Origin of the sequence: Streptomyces sp. Act143 (assembly GCF_003143935.1) — a bacterium.
GTDB lineage: Bacteria > Actinomycetota > Actinomycetes > Streptomycetales > Streptomycetaceae > Streptomyces.
In genome coordinates, this window is sequence record NZ_QFRX01000001.1 from 5,171,248 (window position 1) to 5,193,823 (window position 22,576).

Sequence of the window (22,576 nt, forward strand, 5' to 3'; positions counted from 1 at the left end):
CCAACGGAACCGAGATGACCGCCACCATTGATCACGCCGCCCCCACGTCCTCCGGCTACCCCGGCCCCTACGTCCGCGGCACCCTTCCCGGCCCCCGCAGCGCCGAGCTCCTCGACCGGCAGGCCGCCCGCGAGTCCAACTCACGCTCCTATCCGCGCAAACTCCCCATAGCCATACGCCGCGGCAAGGGCAGCTATGTGGAGGACCTCGACGGGAACGTCTTCCTCGACTTCCTGTCCGGGGCCGGTGTCCTCTCCCTCGGGCACAACCACCCCGAGCCGCTCGCCGCCGCCCACGCCCAGCTGGACGAGTTCGTCCACGGGCTGGACTTCCCCACCCCGATCAAGGACGAGTTCACCGAGCTGACCATCGGGATGCTGCCGGCGCCGATGCGGGAGCGCACCCGCATCCACTTCTGCGGGCCCACCGGCGCCAACGCCGTCGACGCCGCGTTGAAGCTGTGCAAGACCGCCACCGGCCGCGAGGAGATCATCACCTTCCAGGGCGGGTTCCACGGGGCCACCATGGCCGCGATGAGCGTCACCGGGCTCGTCGAGCAGAAGGAGCCGGTGCGCGGGCGGATGCCGGGCGTGCACTTCTTCCCGTACTCCAATTGCCACAGCTGCCCGCTCGGCCTCAAGCGCGAGAACTGCGAGGTCAACTGCGCCACCTTCCTGGAGCGCGCCCTGACCGACGTCAACGGCGGCATCACGCTCCCCGCCGCCGTGATCATGGAGCTGGTGCAGGGCGAGGGCGGGGTCATCCCGGCCGACGTGGAGTTCGTGCGGCGGGTCCGTGAGGTCACCCGGCGGCTCGGCATCCCGATGATCGTCGACGAGGTGCAGAGCGGCTGCGGGCGCACCGGCACCTGGTTCGCCTTCGAGCAGTACGGCATCGAGCCCGACGTGGTGTGCGCGTCGAAGGCGCTCAGCGGCATGGGCCTGCCGGCCGCCGTCATCCTCTACGACGAGAAGCTGGACGCCTGGGCGCCGGGCGCCCACACCGGCACCTTCCGCGGCAACCAGCCCGCCTTCGCCGCCGCCGTCGCCACGATGAAGGTCGTCGAGCGGGACCGGGTCCTGGAGAACGTCCGGGCGCGGGCCGAGCAGCTGATGGTCCATCTCCAGGGGCTGCGGGGCGTGAGCCCGTACGTCGCCGACGTGCGCGGGCTCGGGCTGATGACCGGCGTCGAGCTCAACGACCCCGTCACCGGGCGGCCCGCCACCCAGCTGGCCAAGCGCGTGCAGTGGGAGGCCGTCAGCCGCGGGCTGATCCTCGAACTCGGCGGCCGTGACGACTGCGTCGTCCGCATGCTGCCGCCCCTGAACTGCTCCGAGCAGGAGATCGACATCGCCGGACGCATCCTGCGCGAGGCCCTCACCGCCGCCGAGGAGGCCCTCCGATGAGCACGAGCCCCCACGACGTCCACGATCTCGTCGTCGCCGGGTTCGGGCCCTCCGGGATCGCGCTCGCCGCCGCCGTCGAGGACCACGACGACCAGCACGGCGGTGTCCTCGACGCCCGCTACCTGGAGAAGGCCGCCGACTCCGCCTGGCAGCCCAACCTCGTGCTGCCCGGCACCGACATCCAGCACCACTTCCTGCGCGACTTCGCCACGCCCCGCGACCCGCGCTCCCGGTTCGGGTTCCCCAGCTATCTGCACCAGACCGGCCGCTTCTACCCGTTCACGCTGATGGGCGGCTACCCGAGCCGCCTGGAGTGGTCCGACTACGTGCAGTGGGCCGCCGGGCAGGTGCGGGGCCGGATCGACTACCACCGCGAGGTGCTGTCGGTGGAGCCGGTGACCGGCGACGACGGTCGGGTGCGCAGCGCCCGGGTCGTCTCCCGCGACCCCCGCGACGGCTCCCTGCACACCGTCGAGGGCCGCAACATCGCCCTCGCCACCGGCCACGAGGCCTACGTGCCCGAGGTGTTCCGGCCCGCGCTCGGCGAACGCGTCTTCCACGCCTCGCAGTTGCTGCCCCGGCTCGCCGCGCTCGGCACCCTCGACCGGGTCGCCGTCATCGGTGCCGGGCAGACCGCCGGTGAGATCGTGCTGCACCTCGCCGGGCAGCACCCCGACGCCCACATCCACTCCCTGGTCCGGCACGCGGGCTTCCGGATGTACGAGCTGGGCCACTTCAGCAACGAGGTGTACTTCCCCGACGAGACCGACTACTTCTACGCGCTCGGCGACGAGGAGCGCGAGCGCGCCCTGGACCAGGCCCGGGCCACCAACTACGCGGCCGTCGACCCCGACGTCTCCACCGGGCTGTACCAGGCCGTCTACCAGGACCGGCTCACCGGGCGGCAGCGGCTGCACATGCACCGCCGGACGGACGTCCGGGAGACCGAGGTCGTCGGCGACACCGTCCGACTGCACACCGAGGAGGTCTTCACCGGCGAGCGCGGGGTCGTCGAGGCCGACGCCGTCATCGTCTGCACCGGCTACCGCGAGGCCGCCTTCCCGCGCCAGCTGGAGGCGTTCAAGCCCTGCCTGAAGCTGGACGCGCAGGGCCGCCCGGACGTCACCCGGGCCTACCGGGCCGAGACCACCGACGGCTGCGAGGTGGGCCTCTACCTCGACGGACTCACCGAGTGGCGGCACGGCATCGGCTCCGCCACCTCCTTCAGCCAGATGGCCGCCAAGGCCGACACCATCCACCGCGACCTGCGCAGCCGGCTGCGGCAGCCCGTCGCCGCGTGAAACGGGGGACCCCATGAACGAGCAGCAGAGCGAGCAGCAGAAGAGCTACATGCACGTGTTCACCGCGCACGAGGAGGACATGGTCTTCGAGGAGCCGTACAACGTCAGCGGCCGGCGCATCTTCCCCTGGCCCGGCGCGGTCGAGGAGCCCACCTGGGGCGGCGCCTGGGTGGACGTGGCGCCCGGTGAGACGTCCACCGCCCACCACCACGACGAGAACGAGATGTTCTTCATCACCGAGGGCAGCGGCGTCATGCGCATCGGCGACGAGACGCGCCGGGTGCGGGCCGGGGAGACGGTGTTCATCACCCCGTACCAGGACCACGACCTCACCAACGACGGCGAGACCCGGCTGCGGTTCGTCACCATCTGGTGGGGCGGCGCCGAGGCGATCGCCCGTGAACGGGCCAAGTGGGCAGCGGTGTTCGAGATCGACGACCCCTCCGGTCCGGTCAACTCCCGGGTCGGCGCCGCGGCAGGGGTGGCCGTCTGATGAGTCCCATCGTGCACGCGCACGCCGACGCCGTGGTCGTCGGCGGCGGGGTGATCGGCGCGGCCATCGCGCACCAACTGGCGCTGGCCGGGCTGGGCCGGATCGTGCTGTGCGACCAGGGCCGGGTCAACGCCCAGGGCGCCACGTCCCGTTCGGGCGGGCTGCTGCGGCTGCACCACACCGCGGTCGCCGACACCCGGCTGGCCGCCCGCTCCCTGCCGGTCTTCGAGCAGTGGGCCGACGTCATCGGCGGCGACTGCGGCTACCGGCGCACCGGGTTCGTGATGATCGTCGGCGAGAACCACGCCGAGGACCTGCGGCAGAACGCCGCCGCCACGACCGATGCCGCGGGGCACCGGCGGGTGGAGGTCCTCGACCCGTACGAGGTGAAGGAGATCTATCCCGGTCTCAGCACCGAGAACATCGCGCTGGCCGCCTACGAGCCGGAGGGCGGGTACGCCGACCCGATGGCCGCTTCCTCCGCCCTGCTGTCGGCCGCCTACCGGCTCGGGGTCTCCCCGTCCGAGGGCATCCGGGCGATGAAGGTCCTGGAGCACGCCGGTGTCGTCACCGGCGTCCTCACCTCCATCGGGCGCATCGACTCCCCGCTGGTCGTCCTCGCGGGCGGCGCCTGGGGCTCGGCCCCGGCCGAGTACCTCGGCGTGCACATCCCGGTGACCGCCCGCCGGATCGGCCTCGCGCAGGCCGAGCTGCCGGGCGCCGGGCGGCGCGGCGCGCGGGCCTCGGTGCCGACCTGCATCGACGACACCACCGGCAGCTACTTCCGGCCCGACGGCCTGGACCGCTTCTACTTCGGCGTGCCCAGCAAGCCGGACACCGAGCTGGGCCGGGACGTGGAGCCGCTCACCCAGGCCGAGCTGGAGGCGGCGATCAACGCGATCGCGGTCCGGGTCCCGCAGGCCGCCACGGCCCCGCTGGCCGGCACCCGCTCCGGCCTGGACGGCTACACGCCGGACAAGCGGCCCGTCGTGGGCGCCGCCGGCCCCGACGGGCTGTACCTCGCCCTCGGCTTCAGCGGGGGCGGCTTCAAGATGGCGCCCGCCGTCGCCGAGCTCGCGGCGAAGGAGATCATCGAGGGCGGTGCCGTACCCGGAAAGGCCGTCCAGGAGCTCCTGGAGCCCTACCGGCCGCAGCGGTTCCTCGCGGGCCGGCCGGTCAGACCGGAGGCGCCGTATGACCACATGTGAGCCCAAGCCGCGGCTGCGGGCCCTGCTCGCCGAGGACATCGCCACCGTCCTCGCCAAGGACCCGGCCGCCTCCTCCCGTGCCGAGGTGCTGCTCTACCCGCACATCCACGCCCTGTGGACGTACCGGGTCGCCCACCGCCTCTGGCGGCGCGGCCACCGCTTCACCGCCCGCGCCCTGTCGCTGCTGGCCCGCGCGGTGAGCGGCATCGAGATCCACCCCGGCGCGCGGATCGGGCGCCGCTTCTTCGTCGACCACGGCACCGCCGTCGTCATCGGCGAGACCGTCCGCATCGGCGACGACGTGATGCTGTACCACCAGGTCACGCTCGGCTCGGTCGGCTGGTGGAAGGACCTGCGCCGCCCCGCCGGGTCCCGCCGCCACCCCGTCGTCGGGGACCGCGTGATCATCGGCACCGGCGCCAGCGTCCTCGGCCCGGTCACCGTCGGCGCCGACTCCCGCGTCGGCGCCCACGCCATCGTCCTGGACGACCTCCCGCCGCACAGCCGCGTGGTGGCACCGACCTGCGAGGTGCTCCCGGCGCTCGACACCGGCGCCGTGCCGGAGCCCGCCCTCAACCAGCTTGCCTCTTGAGCCTTCTAAGGACTTCACGACCATGACCTCGTACGTCGTCACCAGCGCCCCGCCCAACCCCAACGGCGACCTCCACCTCGGCCACCTCTCCGGCCCGTTCCTCGGCGCCGACATCCTCAGCCGCCATCTGCGCCAGCGCGGCCACGACGTCCGGTACGTCGGCTACTCCGACGAGCACTCCTGCTACGTCCCGCGCCGCGCCGCCGAGATCGGCTCCACCGCGTACCCGACGGCGAAGCTGTTCGGCGACCGCATGGAGCAGACGCTGTCGCTGGGCGCCATGCACCACGACTGGTTCACCCGCCCGCTGACCGACGCCACGCACACCGAGTTCGTGCAGCGCTTCTTCCTGGAGCTGTGGAACGCGGGCGCGCTGAAGGTCGAGGAGCTGCCCGTCTTCCGCTGCGAGCCCTGCGAGCGCTACCTGTACGAGGCCGAGGTGCGCGGCGAGTGCCAGTTCTGCGCCGACCCCTCCGACGGCGTCTACTGCGAGGCCTGCGGTCTCGCCCAGGACCCGGCCGGCCTCGCCAACCCCAAGTGCACGTCCTGCTGGCAGGAGCCGGGCCTGACCACCCTGCGCCGGATCGTCTTCCCGCTCGACGACTACCGCGACCGCCTCCAGGCCTACTACGCCGAGGCCCAGGCGAAGGCGGAATGGCGCCCCCGGCTGATCTCCTACCTGGAGGGCCTGTTCGAGCGGGCGCTGCCCGACACCCCGATCTCCCGCGAGGCCGACTACGGCATCCCGGTCCCGCTGGAGGGCTGGGAGGGGCACATCCTCGACACCTGGTTCAGCGGCATCTTCGGCTACGCCGCCGCCACCGCCCGCCTCTCGGAGGCAGGCGGCGACAAGGCGGAGTGGGAGCGTCTGTGGACGGACCCCGACACGAGGATCGTCAACTTCATCGGCTTCGACTGCTCCTTCTCGCACGCCGTGCTGTGGCCGGCGCTGCTGCTCGCCCAGGGCACGCTGACGCTGCCCTCCCAGGTCGTGATCAACGAGTTCTACCGCCTGGAGGGCGACAAGTTCTCCACCAGCCGCGGCCACGCCATCTGGGGCGGCGAGTTCCTGCGCCGGGTCAACGCCGACGCGCTCCGCTTCCACCTCAGCCTGACCGGCCCCGAGCGGGAGCAGAACAACTTCTCCATGAAGGAGTTCGCCGACACCGTCAGCACGGTCCTCGCGGGCGGCATCGAGCGCTGGACGGACACGGTCCTGGACCTGCTGGCGCAGGACTTCCAGTCGCAGGTGCCGGCGGCCGCCCTGTCCGTCACCTTCCTCGACGAGGAGCGGGCCGAGCTGCCGGGCCGCATCGCCGCCGCGCTCGGCGCCGAGACCTTCTCGCCGCAGAAGGCCGCCGCCGAACTGGCCGCGGTCGTCGACCGGGCGGTGGCCGACCTGCGCCAGCTGTCCCTGGTCCGGGCCGCGGGCCCGCGCGAGGAGTACGCCGCCCGCCTCGTCGCCCACCTCGAACTCCTCGCCGCCGTCGCCGTCACCGCCGCCCCGCTGATGCCGGGCTGGTCGGCGCACCTCGCCGGACAGCTGGGCGTGCCGGTGGACCTGACGACCCAGATGCCCCGGTGGGCCGCCCTGGACGCCCGCCTGGTCCCGACGGGCACCCAGGTGCCGGACGCCGCGCCGCTGTTCTTCCACGAGCTGTCGTGAGGGACGTGACGGCGGCCGCGGTCCGCACCCTCGCCGCCGTCCTCGGCGCGGGCGCCCTGCTGCTGCCCGCCGCCCTCGCCCCCGTGCCGGTCGGGTACTCGGTGGCGGCCGTGCTCGTGGTGGCCGCCTGGTGCCTGCTGGTCGCGGCGGCCGGCGGCACGGCAGGTGGCGGCGGTGCGGCCGGCTTCGTCCGGCGGCGGCTGGGGTTCCGGGCCGCGCGGGCCGTCACCGGCCTGTACTTCGCCGGGTTCGCCACCGGGCAGGCCGCGGTCGCCCTGACCGCCGGGCAGTTCGCCGCCCGGCTGCGGGGGGACGCCTACGCCTGGTCGGTCGCCGTCCTGCTCGCCGCGGCCACCTGGGCCACCTACCGGCCCCGCCCGCTGTCCACGCCGGTACGGCGGCTACGGCCGGCGGCGGTGCTGGCGGCGGCCGGGGGATGGTGGGCGCTGGGCGGAACCCCCGGCGGCACCGCCTCCTGGTGGGTGCTGCTGCCGCTGCTCTTCGGCTGGGTCGGCATCGAGGGCGCGGTGCCGGGGCGGGCGGACGCCCCCGGCGGGCTCACCGGGACGCTGCTCGGCGTCACGGCCGCCGCCGCCCTGTACGCCGTCCTCCTGCGCCCGCCCGCCCCTCTCGCCGACCTCCCCCTGGCGCCGCTCGCCCTGCTGAGCGCCCTCACCCTCGCCCTGTACTGCCGCACCAACCTCCAGGCCACCGGCGCCCGTTGGCACGAACTGACCGGCCGTCCGCCGGCGCAGGGCACCGCCACCGCCGCCACCCTCGCCCTGCTCACCCTCACCCTCGCCCACCTCGCGGGCGGCACCACCGCCGTCCTGCTCCTGCTCCCCGGCAGCGCGACCGCGGCGATCCTCACGCTCGTCGCCCTCGCCGCCGTACGCACACCCGAGACCGCATCCAAGGAGAAGACCCATGACCACGACCACCGCCACCGCCCCCTCGAAGGTGCTGCGCGTCCCCGCCGCTGACCCGGCCGAGGCGCTCGCCCACTTCCGTGGCCGGCTCTCCTTCGAGGCCGACGCCTCCGACGTGCACGCCGACATCGAGTCGGGGGCGAAGGGGTTCGTGCTGGTCGACACGCGCAGCACGGAGGCGTGGCAGCAGGGGCACATCCCCGGCGCCGTGCACCTGCCGACGGACGAGATCGCCGAGCGGGCCGCGGAGTCGGTGCCCGCCGGGGCCCTGGTCGTCACCTACTGCTGGGGGCCGGGCTGCAACGGCGCGACCCGGGCCGCGTACGCCTTCGCGCAGCTCGGCCACCCGGTCAAGGAGATGCTGGGCGGGTTCGAGTACTGGTCGCGCGAGGGCTTCGAGGTCGAGGACGCGGCCGGTGTCCGCAAGCAGGCGATCGACCCGCTGACGGCGCCGGTCAGCGGGATCGCGTGCGCCTGCTGAGCACTACAACAGGCCGTGCTCGACGGCCCGTTGGCCGAGCTGGAAGCGGCTCTGCGCGTCCAGTCTCTCCATCAGCTCCGAGATGAGGCGCCGTTCGCTGCGCAGGGAGATGCCGAGGCGGCGGGCGGCGGCCTCGTCGGTGTAGCCCTGGGCGAGCAGCCGGAGCAGTTCGCGGGGCTGGGAGCCGGGGTCGTCGAGGCTGCGGCGGGGCGGTTCACCGAAGGGGGTGGCCGTCGCCCACACCGCCTCGAACAGCGCGCAGAAGGCGGCGACCGCGCCGGGTTCGCGCAGCAGGACCGCACCGAGGGAGCTGTCGGTCGGGTCGATCGGGACCAGGGCCTGTTCCCGGTCCAGGATGATCATCCGCATCGGCAGGGCGGGGGCGGTGCGCAGCTCCCCGTCCCGCTCGGTCAGCCAGCGCGCGTGCTCGATGCTGACCGGGTCGTTGCGGATGGAGTCCTGGTAGACGCCCTTGACCTTGACGCCACGGCCGAGGAGGGCGGTGGTGATCGGCTCGCTGGCCTGGAACTGGGCCGCGGGCTGGGGCCCGCCCGGGTTGAAGCTGACGATCTCGGCGCGGACCTCGGCGGTCAGCTCGGTGAGCTTGGCGCGGACCGCCTCGACACCGAGGAATCGTTCCGCCCCCTGCTCGGTCTCCTCGGGGTGGAGTTCGGCGTACTGCGACAGCAGCGCGTCGGCGGCGGCCTGGCTCTCGGCGAGGGCGCGCTGCCGCTCGACGATCTCGGCCTGCTGGTGGGCCAGCAGCGAGTCGAGGGCCGCCTTGGGAGCGACCACGCGCAGCAGTCCGTCGGTCCGCCAGCTCGGCGGCAGCAGGGAGAGCCGGGTGAGTTCCTCCAGCTCCTCGTGCACTTCGTGCTCGTCGACGTCCATCTCTTTCACGGCATCGGCCACGGACAGGCCGGGGCGTTTGAGGATGGCGCGATAGAGGCGATCGGAGCGCTCGGTCAGACCGAGAGAAACCAGCACGCAAGCCCCCCAGCTTCGTTTCACGGAGCGGCGGCGGGTCCCGACAACGCTGGCGGCACAAGGGGGACCGGTCCGTCCCAGCCCCGGCGCGGCCACTCCGTGGGTCAAGTCATGCGGAGGGATTGTGCCGCCTCGCTGGGTCCCGGGACAAGCCCGTCCGGGTGTCGGACGCGCAGGTCAGGAGTGAGACGGGGCCATGCTCATGGTGTCGCTCCTTGATCATTGTCACGCGTTGTGAAGATCGTGTGCCCGCGTTCGGGGCCGTTCGCTGGCACACATGTGCCAGATCGTTTCGTGCCACCGAAAACGCGCGACTCGAGGATCACCCGAACCCCACTATGGAGTCACGCCGAACCGCACGGAACGGCCCAACTCCAGCTAAAACGCCACTACTTGGGGGAACACAATGCGCCGCACGCTCGCCACGATCGTCGCCGTCACCGCCGCCGCCCTGATCGCCGTCCTCGGCGCCGGTGCGAGCGACTCGGGTGCCCCCGCGCAGCAGACGGTCACCGTGGCGGGCGCGGCCGGCGAGCCGAACTGGTCCTGACCCACCGCCCGTACGCGAGGGGCCCGGAACCGTGTGACGGTTCCGGGCCCCTCGCGTCGGTCATGACCGGTGAACCTGCCTGCTACGACAGGAACTTGTAGCCGCCGAAACCGGTGGCTATCTTCGACCGCGCCCCGAACGACCCCTTGCCGTCCCCGCTGTTGCGGTACAGGTTGCCGCTCGTGTCACGCGACACGATGTCCGCCCTGCCGTCGTCGGTGATGTCCCCGACGCCGATGACCGCGTCGTAGGAGCCGCCCCAGTCGGAGAACAGCTTCACCCGGGCCTTGAACGTGCCGTCGCCCTTGCCGTCGTAGCGGTAGAGGACGTTCGACCTGTCCTGGGCGAGGAGGTCGCCGATGCCGTCGCCGTTGAGGTCCCCGGCGCCGACGACCTTCTTGTAGCCCTTCCAGTTGTCGTAGAGCTTCACGCGCGACGACAGCTTGCCGGTGCTGGTGGCCTTGTAGAGGTAGACCGTGCCGGTGGCGGAGTTGCGGGCGATCAGGTCGGAGCGGCCGTCGCCGCTGACGTCGCCGGGCGAGGTGAGGATGTCGTATTGGCTCCAGCCGCTGCTCGCCAGTGTCGTGTACGGCGTCGACGGCTTGACCGCCTTGCCGCAGCCCGGCTTGTACAGGCGCAGGGCGCCCGAGCCGTAGCGCACGAGGACGTCGTTGCAGCGGTCGCCGCTCAGGTCGCCGAAGGGGATCGCCTTGACGGTGGTCGCCCAGCCGGTGCCGGTGAACTTCTCGCTGAACCTGCCGGTGCCCGTGCCCTGGTGGAAGGTCAGCCCGCCGGAGGAGCTGAGGGTGAGCAGGTCGCCGCGGCCGTCGGGGCCGTCGAGGCTGACGTGGTCGTGGCGGACGGCGGCGCCGTGGTCGAGGAAGGCCCTGCCGGAGACGACCGTGTTCGCCGCGGTGGTGCCGAGGCCGGTCGCCCTCAGGGTCCAGGCCACCTGGCCGGTGGGGAACCAGCTCCCGTTCGCCGTCCTGCCGTTCCAGGAGGCGGACACCCAGGCCGTGGCCGCGCCGCCGGTGATCGTGCGGGTGGCCCTGCCGGTGCCGCCGCTCTGCACGGAGGTGACGGTGAGCGACCAGGAGGCCGCCGGACGGGACAGCAGCCACTGGGCGGTCCAGGGCGTCGACGGGGACACGTAGTCGGTGGTCTCCGTGCGGAAGGCCGACACGGCGGACGGGGCGATGCCGGTGGTGACGACCCGGGTGCGCTCGAAGAGGTCGAACCAGGCGACCAGACCCGTGTACTCGTCGACGGTCCAGCGGAAGCGGCGGTCCGCCGCGAGGCCGGTGTCGGGGACGTGCGAGGCGATCACCCGGGCGGTGCCGGTGGCGGCCTCGGTGAGGACCAGGGTGTCGGCGGCGTGGTCGTGGCGGACCGTGAAGCCGTCACCGAGCAGCACGTCACCGGAGGGCACCGCGGTGGAGGTGGCGGCCCTGGTGTCGTACACGCCGGCCGAGCCGGTGCCGCAGGCCCAGTACACCCAGCGGCCCGCCGCCTGAAGCTCGCTGGGCACACAGGCCAGGCCCGGGACCGTCACGGTGGCGAGGGTCTGGTGCTGCGTCAGGCTGTACGAGGTGAGCTTGCCGGCCGTCGTGGTGGCGCTCCACAGGGTGGGGCCGGCGAGGGCGGCGGCGCGCACGGAGCGCTTCAGGATCTGCCCCTGGCCGAACTCGGCGACGTACTGCGCGGGCGTTGCACCACCGGAGTCGTAGACCGCGTAGTCGTCGGAGACGTCGACGATCGAGCCGCCCGCGGTGCCGAAGTCCAGGTCGCTGCCCGAGACGGAGTTGAGCCGGTCGGCGTTCTCCAGGCCGCTGCCGGCGTCGCCGTCGTCGTAGAAGGTGTTGAGGTAGACGTCGTCGGCCTCGGCGCCGGTGTTGCCCCACAGCGGTATGCAGCCGGTACCGGCGTTCGGGCACACCGCGGTGGACGACAGCTGGGCGCTGTCCGTGGCGGCGGACGAGGTCAGCTCGGTGGAGCCGTCGGTGGTGAGGGTGCGCAGGGTCGTGTAGCGGCCGGAGTCGACGACCCGCAGGCTGCCCCGGCTCAGGGAGATGCCCCGCTTGGCCTTCTCCACGGCCGGGATCTGGAAGAGCTTCGTCACCGCGGCGCTGCCGTCCGCGGCCTCGCCGACCCGCTGGAGCCACCAGTCGTCGGCACCGGTGCCGCCGGTGACCAGGGCGGCGCCGCCGGGCGCGGGCAGCAGATAGTCGCCGGCGTCGCCGAGCAGGGTCTGCTGCGCGGCGGGGTCCGTGATGTCGACCGCGAGGACCGTGCCGCCCACCGGCAGCAGCAGCCGTTCGCCGGCCAGGACGGGGTCGCCGTCGAGGGTGCCGGGGTCCGAGGCCAGCGTGACGACCTGCTCGGCGGCGGTGAGATCGCTGCGGGACTTCAGGTGGAGCTCGGCGGTGGCGGAGTCGTACCAGCCGATCCGGTCACCGCTCAGCACATAGTGGTCGGCGGCGCCGGCGTCGGCGAAGGCCACGGTGTTCACGGCCGACGCGTTGTCGATGTACGCGACCGCGCCGTCGCGCGCCCACAGCACGCCCGCGGAGTCGGCGGCGACGATGTCGTCGCTCTGCAGGTTGGTCCAGTCGCCGGTCACCTTGCGGGCCCGCCAGGCGCCGTCGACCTGGTCGATCAGGGACCAGGTGGTGACGATCGTCCGCCCGGCCAGGGCCCGGTAGTAGCCGTGCGTGTCCGCCCAGGCGACCTTCTTGGCGGTGGCCGTGGCCGGGTCCCACAGGGTGGTGGAGGCGGCGGAGGCCGTCGGCAGCGCGACGAGGTCGCTGTCGGCGCCGTACCAGGCCGTACGGCAGACCGAACCGAGGTAGGTGCAGCCGGTGGCCGGGGTGTAGGTGCCGTCGGTGCCGACGACGGTGACGGTGTCACCGGTGGCGTAGTCCGTCCACAGCAACCCGTCCAGGCCGGTCGCCCGGTGCAGATAGCCGCTCTCGCCGGCGACGAAGGGCCGGTCGGTGCGCGGAGTGGTGGAGCTGGGGTCGGTCAGCGCGATCCCGGTGGTGCCGGTGCCGGTCGTGGCGGCTTCGGCGGAGTCGCCGCTCTCCGTCAGGACGACCACCGATGCGGCGGCGACGGCGATGGTGACGGCGAGCGAGGAGACGGCAGCGGCGAGACCGCCCCGTCTCGGGGCGTGTCTGCCCACGTGAGGTTCCCTCCCCTGCGAGAGCCCCTGCTCTCGCACAAGTGGCCGAACTTTACCAGGGTCAAGAAACCTCAAAACGCCTGTGCCACCGCCCCCGAGGGCGGGCCCGGGGGGCGGCGGACACCGGCGTCAGCGGGCCACGTACTGGGTGAGGATCGCCTGCACCTCGTAGATGTCGACGCCCTTGGTGAAGGTCTTCTGGATCGGCACGGACTGGCCCGAGACCCAGATCTTCAGCTCGGCGTCGAGGTCGAAGGTGCCGGCCGTCTCGACCGCGAAGTGCGTGATGCTGCGGTACGGGATGGAGTGGTACTCGACCTTCTTGCCGGTGATGCCCTGCTTGTCGACCAGGATCAGCCGACGGTCGGTGAACATGATGACGTCACGCACCAGCTGGTACGCCGCCTGCACGCCCTCGCCGGAGCCCAGCAGCTTGGCGAAGTCCGAGGCCGCCTGGCCCGGGTCGATGGTGTGCGCGTTGCCGAACAGTGCCATGGTTAAAACCCCCCACTATTGATCTTCCGGCATGTATAGCGCGTGGTGCGGGCAGCTGCCTAGATCATGTGGAGGAATTGTGTGCGTCACGTGTCGTAACTCCCGTCCCAGGGCGGCCCGAAGCCCAGCCGGTCCGGATACAACTCGGCCCAGCCCTCACCGTCCTCCTCCCCGGTCACCAGCCCGAACAGCACTCCGTCCACGACGAGTTCGAAGGGCCGAACCGCGATGTCGGTGTACGTCCGCCGGGGCAGGCCGCGCAGCAGGGTGGCGAGATGGGCGCGGGCGCGCGCGAGCACGGACGCGTCCCGCTGCTGCTCGGCCCAGGTCCCGGCACACCAGATCTCCGAGTCGCGGTAGTTGCCCTCCGCGTCGAAGGTGTGGAGCACGGAGTAGAGGCGCTTCTGCTCCTCCCAGCCGTCGGCGGGCCGGAAGCCCTTGGGGAAGGCGTAGGTGACCGACCCCAGGAACTGCCCCTCCGCGTAAAGCCCGATGGCCTCGGTACGGCCGTGCGGCTCGTAGGCGATCGGGATGATCCCAGGTACTGCCATGGCGCAAACCATACGTATGTTTCCTGGCAAGTTCCGCCCCCTGTCCACTACTTGATCACCGAACGACGCAAAGTTTTACGGCAACCTTTCGGATCTCCATGACCACAGAGCAGTCGGAAGTACCCCCCAAGTACCTAAGGACTCACCCGTGGTTGCTCCTTCCCACCGCCGTTCCCTGCGCAAGCGGCGCACCCTCGTCGTCACCGCCGCCGCCGTGGCCGCGGGCGTCGGCGCCGGTGTCGTCGTGATGAACGCGAACGCCGGGACCACCGCCGCCGCCGACCTGTACCACCAGACGCTCGCGGCCAAGGACGGCTGGGCGTCCTCCGGCACCGGCACGACCGGCGGCACGAAGGCCGACGCCGCGCACACCTTCACCGTCGCCACCCGCGCCCAGCTGGTGAAGGCGCTCGGCTCGGCGACGGACACCACCCCCCGGATCATCAAGATCAAGGGCACCATCGACGCCAACACCGACGACACCGGCAAGAAGCTGACCTGCGCCGACTACGCGTCCGGCACCGGCTACTCCCTCACCTCGTACCTGAAGGCGTACGACCCGTCGACGTACGGCCGCTCCAAGCTCCCCTCCGGCACCCAGGAGAAGGCGCGGGCGGCTGCCCAGACCAAGCAGGCCAAGAACATCGTCTTCAAGGTCCCCGCGAACACGACGCTCGTCGGCGTCCCGGGCACGAACGCCGGCATCACCGGCGGCATGCTCCAGATCCAGAACGTCGACAACGTCATCGTCCGCAACCTCACCTTCGCCGCCACCGAGGACTGCTTCCCGCAGTGGGATCCGACCGACGGCGACGACGGCAACTGGAACAGCAACTACGACGCGGTCACCCTGCGCGGCGCGACGCACGTCTGGGCCGACCACAACACGTTCACGGACGCCCCGCACCTGGATGCGGCGAACCCCGAGTACTACGGCCGCGAGTACCAGATCCACGACGGCGAACTGGACATCACGAAGAGCTCGGACCTGGTCACCGTCTCCCGCAACGTCTTCTCCGACCACGACAAGACGATGCTGATCGGCAGCAGCGACAGCGAGCCGGCGGGCAAGCTGCGCGTCTCGATCCACCACAACGTGTGGAAGGGCATAGTCCAGCGTGCCCCGCTCTCCCGTGTGGGCCAGATCCACCTCTACAACAACTACTACGACGTGACCCCGCTGAACGGCTACACGGTCCAGTACAGCATCAACTCCCGGGCCAAGGCCCAGGTGGTGGCCGAGAACAACTACTGGAAGGTCCCGTCGTCCGTGAAGGTCGCCAAGCTGCTGAGCGGCGACGGCACGGGCGCCGTGAAGGGCAGCGGCAACCTGGTCAACGGGACGGTGACGGACCTGGTGGCCGCCTACAACGCGGCGTCCTCGAAGGACCTGAAGACGTCCGTGAACTGGACGCCGACGCTGACGGCGGGACTGGAGACGGGGGCGGCCGTGAGCGGCCTGCCGACGTCGCTGGGGAAGACGGCGGGGGCCGGGGTGCTCACTCCGTGAACACCGCGGGCGGGCGGCGCCACAGGCCCTCACCGCTGTGACCGCTGACGCGGCGCGAGGTGCGGAGTGGGAGCTCCGCACCTCCGGCGCCGGCGGTCGGGCTACTCCGCCGTGCCGCCGAAGCGCTCCTTGTACGTCTCCAGGTCCTCGTCCGTGAGCTTGGCGAAGAGGACCGGCGGGACGGTGAAGGGGGTGCCGGCCGGGACGGCGGTGAGGGACTTCGCCTCGGCCCCGGTGACCCAGGTGGCGGTGTCGTCGGAGAGGGAGAAGGCCCGGCGCATCGCCGCCGAGGTCGCCGGGATGAAGGGCTCCGAGACCACCGAGTAGAGGTGGATCAGGTTCATCGCCGTGCGGAGGGTGAGGGCGGCACCCTCCGGGTCGGTCTTGATCTCCAGCCAGGGGGCCTTCTCCTCCAGGTAGGAGTTGCCGGCCGACCACAGGGCGCGCAGCGCCGCCGCGGCCTTGCGGAACTGGAGGGCCTCCATCTGGTTCTCGTACTCGGCCAGCAGCTCGGCGATCTGCTCGCCCAGCTTCGCCTCCGCCGCACCCGGCTCGCCGCCCGCGGGGACGTCGTCGCCGAAGCGCTTGCGGGAGAAGGACAGGACGCGGTTGACGAAGTTGCCGAGGGTGTCGGCGAGGTCCTTGTTCACCGTGGCGGTGAAGTGCTCCCACGTGAAGGACGAGTCGTCCGACTCCGGGGCGTTGGCGATGAGGAAGTAGCGCCAGTAGTCGGCCGGAAGGATCTCCAGGGCCTGGTCGGTGAAGACGCCGCGCTTCTGCGAGGTGGAGAACTTGCCGCCGTAGTACGTCAGCCAGTTGAAGGCCTTGACGTAGTCGACCTTCTTCCAGGGCTCGCGGACGCCCAGCTCGGTCGCCGGGAACATCACCGTGTGGAAGGGGACGTTGTCCTTCGCCATGAACTCGGTGTAGCGGACGGGGTTCTCGCCGGAGTCGGCCTCGTACCACCAGGACTTCCAGTCCCGGTTCTCCGGGTCCAGGTCCGCCCACTCCTTCGTCGCGCCGATGTACTCGATCGGGGCGTCGAACCAGACGTAGAAGACCTTGCCCTCGGCCGCCAGCTCCGGCCAGGTGTCGGCGGGCACCGGGACGCCCCAGTCCAGGTCACGGGTGATCGCGCGGTCGTGCAGGCCCTCGGTCAGCCACTTGCGGGCGATGGAGGACGCCAGCTGCGGCCACTCGGCCTCGTGGGCGGCGACCCACTCCTCGACCTCGTGCTGGAGCTTGGACTGGAGGAGGAAGAGGTGCTTGGTCTCGCGGACCTCCAGGTCCGTGGAGCCGGAGATGGCGCTGCGCGGGTTGATCAGGTCGGTCGGGTCCAGGACGCGGGTGCAGTTCTCGCACTGGTCGCCGCGGGCCTTGTCGTAGCCGCAGTGCGGGCAGGTGCCCTCGACGTAGCGGTCCGGGAGGAAGCGGCCGTCGGCGGGGGAGTACACCTGGCGGATCGCCCGCTCCTCGATGAAGCCGTTCTCGTTGAGGCGGCGGGCGAAGTGCTGGGTGATCTCCACGTTCTGCTGCGAGGAACTCCGGCCGAAGTAGTCGAACGCCAGCGCGAAGCCGTCGTAGACCGCCTTCTGGGCGTCGTGGGCCTGGGCGCAGAACTCGGCGACCGACAGTCCCGCCTCCTTCGCGGCCAGCTCCGCCGGGGTGCCGTGCTCGTCGGTGGCGCAGATGTAGAGGACGTCGTGGCCGCGCTGGCGGAGGTAGCGGGAGTACACGTCCGCCGGGAGCATGGACCCCACCATGTTGCCCAGGTGCTTGATCCCGTTGATGTAGGGAAGGGCGCTGGTGATGAGGTGTCGAGCCATCGGGGGCTGCTCCCAGGTCGGATTTCGTGATGCTTTACGAACCAAGAAATCGTAGCCGACATGGGCGGGCCGCCCGCTTTCCGTTTTGAGGGGTGGAAAGGGGCGGCCGCGGTGGTGTGCGCCTGTCGGCGGGGTTACGGGCGCCAGTCGATCAGTACGCCGTCGTAGAGCTCCGCGTCCGTGAGTTCCTTGGGGGCCGGGCCCGCGTGGAAGAAGGCCGTGTTGCCGGTCTTCAGCTTGCGGAGGTAGTCGAACGCCTTGTTCTCGTGCTCGCCGAACGCGACGAAGGAGAAGAAGACGGCGGGGTGGGTCTTCGCGGCCTCGGTCAGGGCCTGGGTGGCCGGGGTCTTCGCGTCGGGGGCGCCGTCGGTCTGGAAGACGACGAGGGCGGGGGTGCCCGGGGTGGGGGAGTTCGCGTCGTAGTGGGCGAGTACGGCTTCCACGGCCGCGTGGTAGCTCGTGCGGCCCATGCGGCCCAGGCCGGCGTGCGCCTCGTCGATCGCGTCCTTGGGGGAGGCGGGGGTGAGGTCGATGGTGCCGTCGACCTCGGTGGAGAAGAAGACGACGTGGACGGAGGGGGTGTCCTCGGTGTCCGGGGTGAGGTGGGCGGCGAGGGCGAGGGTCTGGTCGGCGAGGGCCTGGGCGGAGCCGTCCTTGTAGTACGGGCGCATGCTCGCGGAGCGGTCGAGGACGAGGTAGGTCCTGGCGCGGGCGGTGGTGAGGCCGGCCTTGGCGAGGGCGAGGGCGGCGGCGTCGCCGACGGTCGCCTCGGCTTCGCCTTCGGCGTCGGTGTTCCCACCCGCACCACCCGTGACGGTTTCGATGTCGTCTGCGGGTGGCCCCTGTGGGGCGGACTCGCCGCCGGCGGCCGCGGCGACCGGGGCGACCGGGGCGGGCGCGGCCTCGGGCTCGGGCGCGGCCTCGGGCTCGGGGGCGGTCACGGGCTCGGATACAGCCTCGGGCTCGGATACAGCCTCGGGCTCGGTGGCAGCCTCGGGCTCGGGGGTCGGCTCGGGCTCGGGGGCGGCTTCCGGCTCGGGGGCAGTCACGGGCTCGGATACAGCCTCGGGCTCGGTGGCAGCCTCAGGTTCGGTGGCAGCCTCGGGCTCGGTGGTGGTGTCAGCCGTCGGCTCCGGCTCGGGCTTGCTCTCCGGCTCCGGCTCCGGCTCGGGGGTGATCTCGGCGGCAGCTTCCTGGGTCGGCTCCGGTGCTGCGACCGGCTCAGCGGCCTCGGGCTCGGCGGCTGCGGCGGGCTCCGGCGTGGGCTCCTCGGCCACGGGCTCCGTCTCTGCCACGGTCACCGGCTCCTCGGCGGCGGGTGCCTCCTCCGTGGCCGGCTCCTCGACCGGTTCCGCGGCGGCAACCGGCTCGGCCTCGGGCTCGGCCTCCGCAACCTGCTCCGGTGCCTCGTTCGCGACGGCCTCTTCCTCGACCGCGACCGTCTCTTCCACGACCGTCTCTTCCGCGACCGGCTCGTCCGCCGGCTCCGCCACCTCGGCCTGCGGAGCGGCCTCCTCGACCACAGCCGCCGGCTCGGGCTCCTCGGTGGCCGCGGTGGTCTCGGTGACCTCGGCGACCGGCGCCGGCACCTCAGCCTCAGCTTCCGCCTCAGCCTCAGCTTCCGCCTCAGCATCCGGCTCAGCCTCCGCCTGCGCCTCCGCTTCTGGCTCCGCCACGGCTGGCTCCGCCACGGCCGGTTCCGCCACGGCCTCCTCCGGCGTCCCCGTCACCTGCTCACCCGCCGCCGGCTCGTCCACCGGTGCTGTCGGCTTCGGGACTGTCACGTTGTCGAAGGCCGCCGCCACCAGGTCGTGCTCGTCCTTGGTCGACAGGGACGTCGACGTGCGCGGCTCCGGGACCTCAACCTTGGCCTCCGGCTCAGGCGTCGCAGGCGCCGGTACCGTCGGCTGAGCTGTCGGCTGCGTCTCCTCCGCACCCTCTGCCTCGGCGGTACGCCCCTTGCGTGACCGGCCGAACGCGTTCCGCAGGAGAGTGAGAATGCCCATGTGCGCAACCCTTCGCATGAGTTGATGCCCGTCAATCCCTGGCCAGGACGGACACGTAAGGTTAGCGGCCCCGGATGGGGATCTTGGGGAGGGGCGGGCACCTGAGGGCGGCGGAGGCCCTCGGCGTCAAGGCCTGGATTCGGTCGTACCGCGCAACCCGTTCCTCAACTCCCACCCCGCTACCCCGGATTCACCGCGCGTTCATCACCAGTCCCCGCTCCCGCACCCGCACGCCCCTAGCGTCCGAGGCGGGGATTCAAGGGGAGTCCATGGGGAAGCAAGGGGAAGACAAAGTGCGTATACCGCTGCCGCTGATCAGTACGCCGTCGTCCGACGGACATCCGGGCGGGCGTTCCGCCATGACCTGCCTCTACCGGTGCGGCAACGCCTGTTTCCACGAGGTGCCCAACACCAGCGCGAACGACTACGTCGGAGACGTCATCGCCGGTGCCCTCAGCCGCCGTTCCATGATGCGGGCTGCCGCCGTCGTCACCGTGGCCGCCGCGGCCGGTGCGAGCGTCGTCGCCGCCCCGCAGGCCCACGCCGCGGCCGGCACGGCGCCGGCCCCCTCGTACCAGAAGGGCAGCAAGGGCGCCCGCGGGCTGCGCTACACCCCCGTCGCCCCCAACACCGCCGATGCCGTGACCGTCCCGGACGGCTACGCGCAGAACGTCGTCATCCGGTGGGGCGAGCCCATCCTGCGCGGTGCGCCCGCCTTCGACCCGGAGAAGCAGACGGCCGCCGCGCAGGCCGGCCAGTTCGGGTACAACAACGACTTCCTCGCCCTGCTCCCGCTCGGCCACGGCAAGCAGCTCCTCGTCGCCAACCACGAGTACACCGACGAAGTGCTCATGTTCCGCGGGTACGACGCCGCCAACCCGACCCGCGAGCAGGTGGAGATCGCCTGGGCCGCGCACGGGCTGTCCGCCGTCGTGGTGGAGGAGGACCGCAGGAGCGGGAAACTCACCGCCGTGTCCCGGCATCCCCTCAACCGGCGCGTCACCGCGACCACCGAGTTCCGGCTCACCGGGCCCGCCGCCGGGTCGGACCTCCTCAAGACCTCCGCCGACCCGACCGGCACCAAGGTTCTCGGCACGCTCAACAACTGCTCCGGCGGCACCACCCCCTGGGGCACGACGCTGCACGGCGAGGAGAACTTCAACCAGTACTTCGCCAACAGCAGCCGCGCCACGGACAAGCGGTACGGCATCGGCACCGGCGCGAGCGAGCGCAAGTGGGAGCGGTTCGACCGGCGCTTCGACGTCGCCCAGGAGCCCAACGAGGTGCACCGCTTCGGCTACGTCGTCGAGTTCGACCCGTACGACCCGACGTCCACCCCGCGCAAGCACACCGCGCTCGGCCGCTTCAAGCACGAGGCCGCGACCGTCCGGCTGACCTCCGACGGGCGCCCGGTCGTCTACTCCGGCGACGACGAGCGCTTCGACTACTTCTACAAGTTCGTCGGCAGCAAGAGGATGAAGAAGGGCAGCGGGCGGGCCGTCCGCGAGCACAATCTCTCGCTGCTCGACGAGGGGACGCTGTACGTCGCCAAGCTCACCGGTGACTCCCCGGCCTTCGAGATCGACGGCACCGGGAAGCTGCCCGCCGACGGTGAGTTCGACGGCAGCGGCGAGTGGATTCCGCTGGCCACCGCGACCGCGAAGGGCGCCGTCTCGCACGTGGACGGCATGACCGCCGAGGAAGTCTTCGTCTTCACGCGGCTCGCCGGGGACAAGGTCGGAGCGACGAAGATGGACCGGCCCGAGGACATCCAGCCCAACCCGGTCTCCGGCAAGGTCTACGTCGCGCTCACCAACAACACCAACCGCGGCCTGACCGGCTACGCCGCCGCCGACGAGGCCAACCCGCGCAACGCCAACAAGCACGGCCACGTCCTGGAGCTCACCGAGCGCTGGAACCGGCCGGAGAGCCGCACGTTCGCCTGGTCGCTGTTCCTGGTCGCGGGCGATCCGGCCGACCCCGCCACCTACTTCGCCGGTTTCCCGAAGGACAAGGTCAGCCCGATCTCCTGCCCGGACAACGTGGCCTTCGACCCGTACGGCAACCTCTGGATCTCCACCGACGGCAACCAGCTCGGCTCCCACGACGGCCTGTTCGGCGTCGCCACCAAGGGGGACCGGCGCGGTGAGCTGAAGCAGTTCCTGACCATGCCGACCGGCGCGGAGACCTGCGGGCCCGTCATCCAGGACCGCCGTGTCCTGGTGGCCGTGCAGCACCCGGGCGAGATCACCGGCGCCACGGTGGAGAACCCGGCCAGCACCTGGCCCGACGGCCCGGGCAGGATCGTGCGCCCGGCGGTGGTGGCCGTGTGGCGCAAGGACGGCGCGGACATCGGCGTCTGAGTCAGGTGACGAGGGGAGTGGCGGGGGCGACGGGGAACCGTTCCAGCCACTCCCGGTACGCCGGCGCCTGCCGCGCGGCCTCCCAGTACGCCTCCTCCAGCGCCGGATGCACCCCGTCCAGATCGGTCTCGGTGCGCGCGGCGAGCAGCAGCCGCACCCCGAGCGGGTCGCCGTCGAGCCGCCGTACCGCCATGTCGGGGCGGGGCAGGCAGGACGGCTGGCACACGGTGACGACCTCGCCGGTGGCCACCAGCGCGGCGGCGGTGTGGTAATCCCCGTACAGCACCCGGGGGTTGATGGCGGCGGACCGGAACATCCGCTGGACGGCGTCCCATTCGCCGTCCACGGTCGGGTCGATCATCCAGCGGTCGTGGGCCAGATCGTCGAGCGTGACGGCGGGTTTCGCGACCGCCGGATGGTCGGCCGGCAGGGACACGAACTGGGGCTCCCGCTCCATCAGCACCCGCAGCCGCAGCCCCTCCGGGATGCGCAGCGGCGAACCCTCCACCTCGTGCACGAACACGACGTCCAGCTGTCCGTCGGCGACCATGCGCAGCAGCGCGTTGGGCGAGACGTCCATGTGCAGGGTCGGTTCCTGGCCCCGCCCCCGCAGCCGCCGTAGCCATCCGGCGAGCGCGCGACTGGCCGTGGACCCGATCCGCAACTGCGGCCCTCCGGCGGCGGCGGACCGGGCCTCGGCGACGAGCGAGCGCATTTCGGCCACCAGGGGCCGGGCCCGGCTCAGCACGAGCCGCCCCAGGGGAGTGGGCCGGCAGCCGGTACGCTCCCGCCGGAACAGCGGCCCGCCGAGCTCCTGCTCGATGCGTCTCAACTGGGTGCTCAACGAGGGCTGGGCGACGCCCAGTTGTCTCGCCGCCCGGTGCAGACTGCCGGTGTCGGCTATGGCGCACAGCGCACGGAGATGCCTCACCTCGAGCTCCATGCCCAGGGAGCGTAAAGCGGAGTCACAGCTTTCACCAGAGACTGCCGATAGCACGGTCCTATCACCGGTTGCCATCATCACAACCGCC

General features: G+C 71.8%; 18 protein-coding genes. 11 read left to right on the forward strand and 7 right to left on the reverse strand.

The annotated features are described in order from the left end of the window. The first annotated feature begins 14 nt into the window (after window positions 1-14). The 8 genes from DI272_RS23420 to DI272_RS23455 are packed head-to-tail and all read left to right on the forward strand — an operon-like array spanning window position 15 to window position 8,076. Window positions 15-1,406 (forward strand): diaminobutyrate--2-oxoglutarate transaminase family protein, encoded by a 1,392-nt coding sequence (locus DI272_RS23420; protein WP_109497248.1) that lies wholly within the window; start codon window positions 15-17, stop codon window positions 1,404-1,406. Beyond that, a complete protein-coding gene (locus DI272_RS23425; RefSeq protein ID WP_109497249.1) occupies window positions 1,403-2,707 on the forward strand; it encodes a SidA/IucD/PvdA family monooxygenase in 1,305 nt (434 codons plus the stop codon). The genes DI272_RS23420 and DI272_RS23425 overlap by 4 nt, the downstream gene beginning before the upstream one ends. A 13-nt stretch (window positions 2,708-2,720) precedes the next feature. Further along, the gene (locus DI272_RS23430; protein WP_109497250.1) at window positions 2,721-3,200 is read left to right on the forward strand and encodes a cupin domain-containing protein; all 480 of its coding nucleotides are present in this window, start codon (window positions 2,721-2,723) and stop codon (window positions 3,198-3,200) included. After that, window positions 3,200-4,408 (forward strand): FAD-binding oxidoreductase, encoded by a 1,209-nt coding sequence (locus DI272_RS23435; RefSeq protein WP_109497251.1) that lies wholly within the window; start codon window positions 3,200-3,202, stop codon window positions 4,406-4,408. The genes DI272_RS23430 and DI272_RS23435 overlap by 1 nt, the downstream gene beginning before the upstream one ends. Then, on the forward strand, window positions 4,395-5,000 hold the full coding sequence (gene epsC / locus DI272_RS23440; protein ID WP_109497252.1) for a serine O-acetyltransferase EpsC: 606 nt from the start codon (window positions 4,395-4,397) through the stop codon (window positions 4,998-5,000). The genes DI272_RS23435 and epsC overlap by 14 nt, the downstream gene beginning before the upstream one ends. Window positions 5,001-5,022: 22 nt before the next feature. After that, window positions 5,023-6,666 (forward strand): methionine--tRNA ligase, encoded by a 1,644-nt coding sequence (locus tag DI272_RS23445; protein ID WP_109497253.1) that lies wholly within the window; start codon window positions 5,023-5,025, stop codon window positions 6,664-6,666. Next, the gene (locus DI272_RS23450) at window positions 6,663-7,649 is read left to right on the forward strand and encodes a hypothetical protein (protein WP_109497254.1); all 987 of its coding nucleotides are present in this window, start codon (window positions 6,663-6,665) and stop codon (window positions 7,647-7,649) included. Before DI272_RS23445 ends, DI272_RS23450 begins: the two co-directional genes overlap by 4 nt. Further along, window positions 7,594-8,076 (forward strand): rhodanese-like domain-containing protein, encoded by a 483-nt coding sequence (locus DI272_RS23455; RefSeq protein ID WP_109497255.1) that lies wholly within the window; start codon window positions 7,594-7,596, stop codon window positions 8,074-8,076. Before DI272_RS23450 ends, DI272_RS23455 begins: the two co-directional genes overlap by 56 nt. 3 nt (window positions 8,077-8,079) lie before the next feature. On the opposite strand, the gene DI272_RS23460 is transcribed toward DI272_RS23455, so the two are convergent. Then, window positions 8,080-9,063, reverse strand: a complete 984-nt coding sequence (locus tag DI272_RS23460) for a helix-turn-helix transcriptional regulator (protein ID WP_109497256.1) — start codon at window positions 9,061-9,063, stop codon at window positions 8,080-8,082. Window positions 9,064-9,469: 406 nt separating this feature from the next. Here DI272_RS23460 and DI272_RS44605 point away from each other — a divergent pair, with 406 nt between their 5' ends. Then, window positions 9,470-9,613, forward strand: a complete 144-nt coding sequence (locus DI272_RS44605; protein WP_181387292.1) for a hypothetical protein — start codon at window positions 9,470-9,472, stop codon at window positions 9,611-9,613. An 82-nt stretch (window positions 9,614-9,695) separates the two neighbouring features. Here the strand turns inward: DI272_RS44605 and DI272_RS46020 are convergent, their stop codons facing one another. The 3 genes from DI272_RS46020 to DI272_RS23475 form a co-directional block, all read right to left on the reverse strand. After that, on the reverse strand, window positions 9,696-12,794 hold the full coding sequence (locus DI272_RS46020; protein WP_109497257.1) for a VCBS repeat-containing protein: 3,099 nt from the start codon (window positions 12,792-12,794) through the stop codon (window positions 9,696-9,698). 129 nt (window positions 12,795-12,923) lie between these two features. Beyond that, a complete protein-coding gene (locus DI272_RS23470; protein ID WP_109497258.1) occupies window positions 12,924-13,289 on the reverse strand; it encodes a PH domain-containing protein in 366 nt (121 codons plus the stop codon). Between the two features lie 86 nt (window positions 13,290-13,375). Beyond that, the gene (locus DI272_RS23475; RefSeq protein ID WP_109497259.1) at window positions 13,376-13,840 is read right to left on the reverse strand and encodes a hypothetical protein; all 465 of its coding nucleotides are present in this window, start codon (window positions 13,838-13,840) and stop codon (window positions 13,376-13,378) included. Window positions 13,841-13,988: 148 nt separating this feature from the next. Here DI272_RS23475 and DI272_RS23480 point away from each other — a divergent pair, with 148 nt between their 5' ends. Beyond that, the gene (locus DI272_RS23480) at window positions 13,989-15,350 is read left to right on the forward strand and encodes a polysaccharide lyase family 1 protein (RefSeq protein WP_109497260.1); all 1,362 of its coding nucleotides are present in this window, start codon (window positions 13,989-13,991) and stop codon (window positions 15,348-15,350) included. A gap of 101 nt (window positions 15,351-15,451) precedes the next feature. Here DI272_RS23480 and metG read toward each other — a convergent pair whose 3' ends face one another. Both metG and DI272_RS23490 read right to left on the reverse strand, forming a co-directional pair. Beyond that, on the reverse strand, window positions 15,452-17,176 hold the full coding sequence (gene metG / locus DI272_RS23485) for a methionine--tRNA ligase (RefSeq protein WP_109497261.1): 1,725 nt from the start codon (window positions 17,174-17,176) through the stop codon (window positions 15,452-15,454). A 134-nt stretch (window positions 17,177-17,310) separates the two neighbouring features. Beyond that, window positions 17,311-19,182, reverse strand: a complete 1,872-nt coding sequence (locus DI272_RS23490) for a VWA domain-containing protein (protein ID WP_109497262.1) — start codon at window positions 19,180-19,182, stop codon at window positions 17,311-17,313. Between the two features lie 293 nt (window positions 19,183-19,475). On the opposite strand from DI272_RS23490, the gene DI272_RS23495 reads away from it, so the two are divergent. Next, entirely contained in the window at window positions 19,476-21,545 is a 2,070-nt protein-coding gene (locus DI272_RS23495) for a PhoX family phosphatase (protein ID WP_181387293.1), read from the forward strand. Between the two features lies 1 nt (window position 21,546). Here the strand turns inward: DI272_RS23495 and DI272_RS23500 are convergent, their stop codons facing one another. Further along, the gene (locus tag DI272_RS23500; protein ID WP_109497264.1) at window positions 21,547-22,488 is read right to left on the reverse strand and encodes a LysR family transcriptional regulator; all 942 of its coding nucleotides are present in this window, start codon (window positions 22,486-22,488) and stop codon (window positions 21,547-21,549) included. Between the last annotated feature and the right edge of the window lie 88 nt (window positions 22,489-22,576).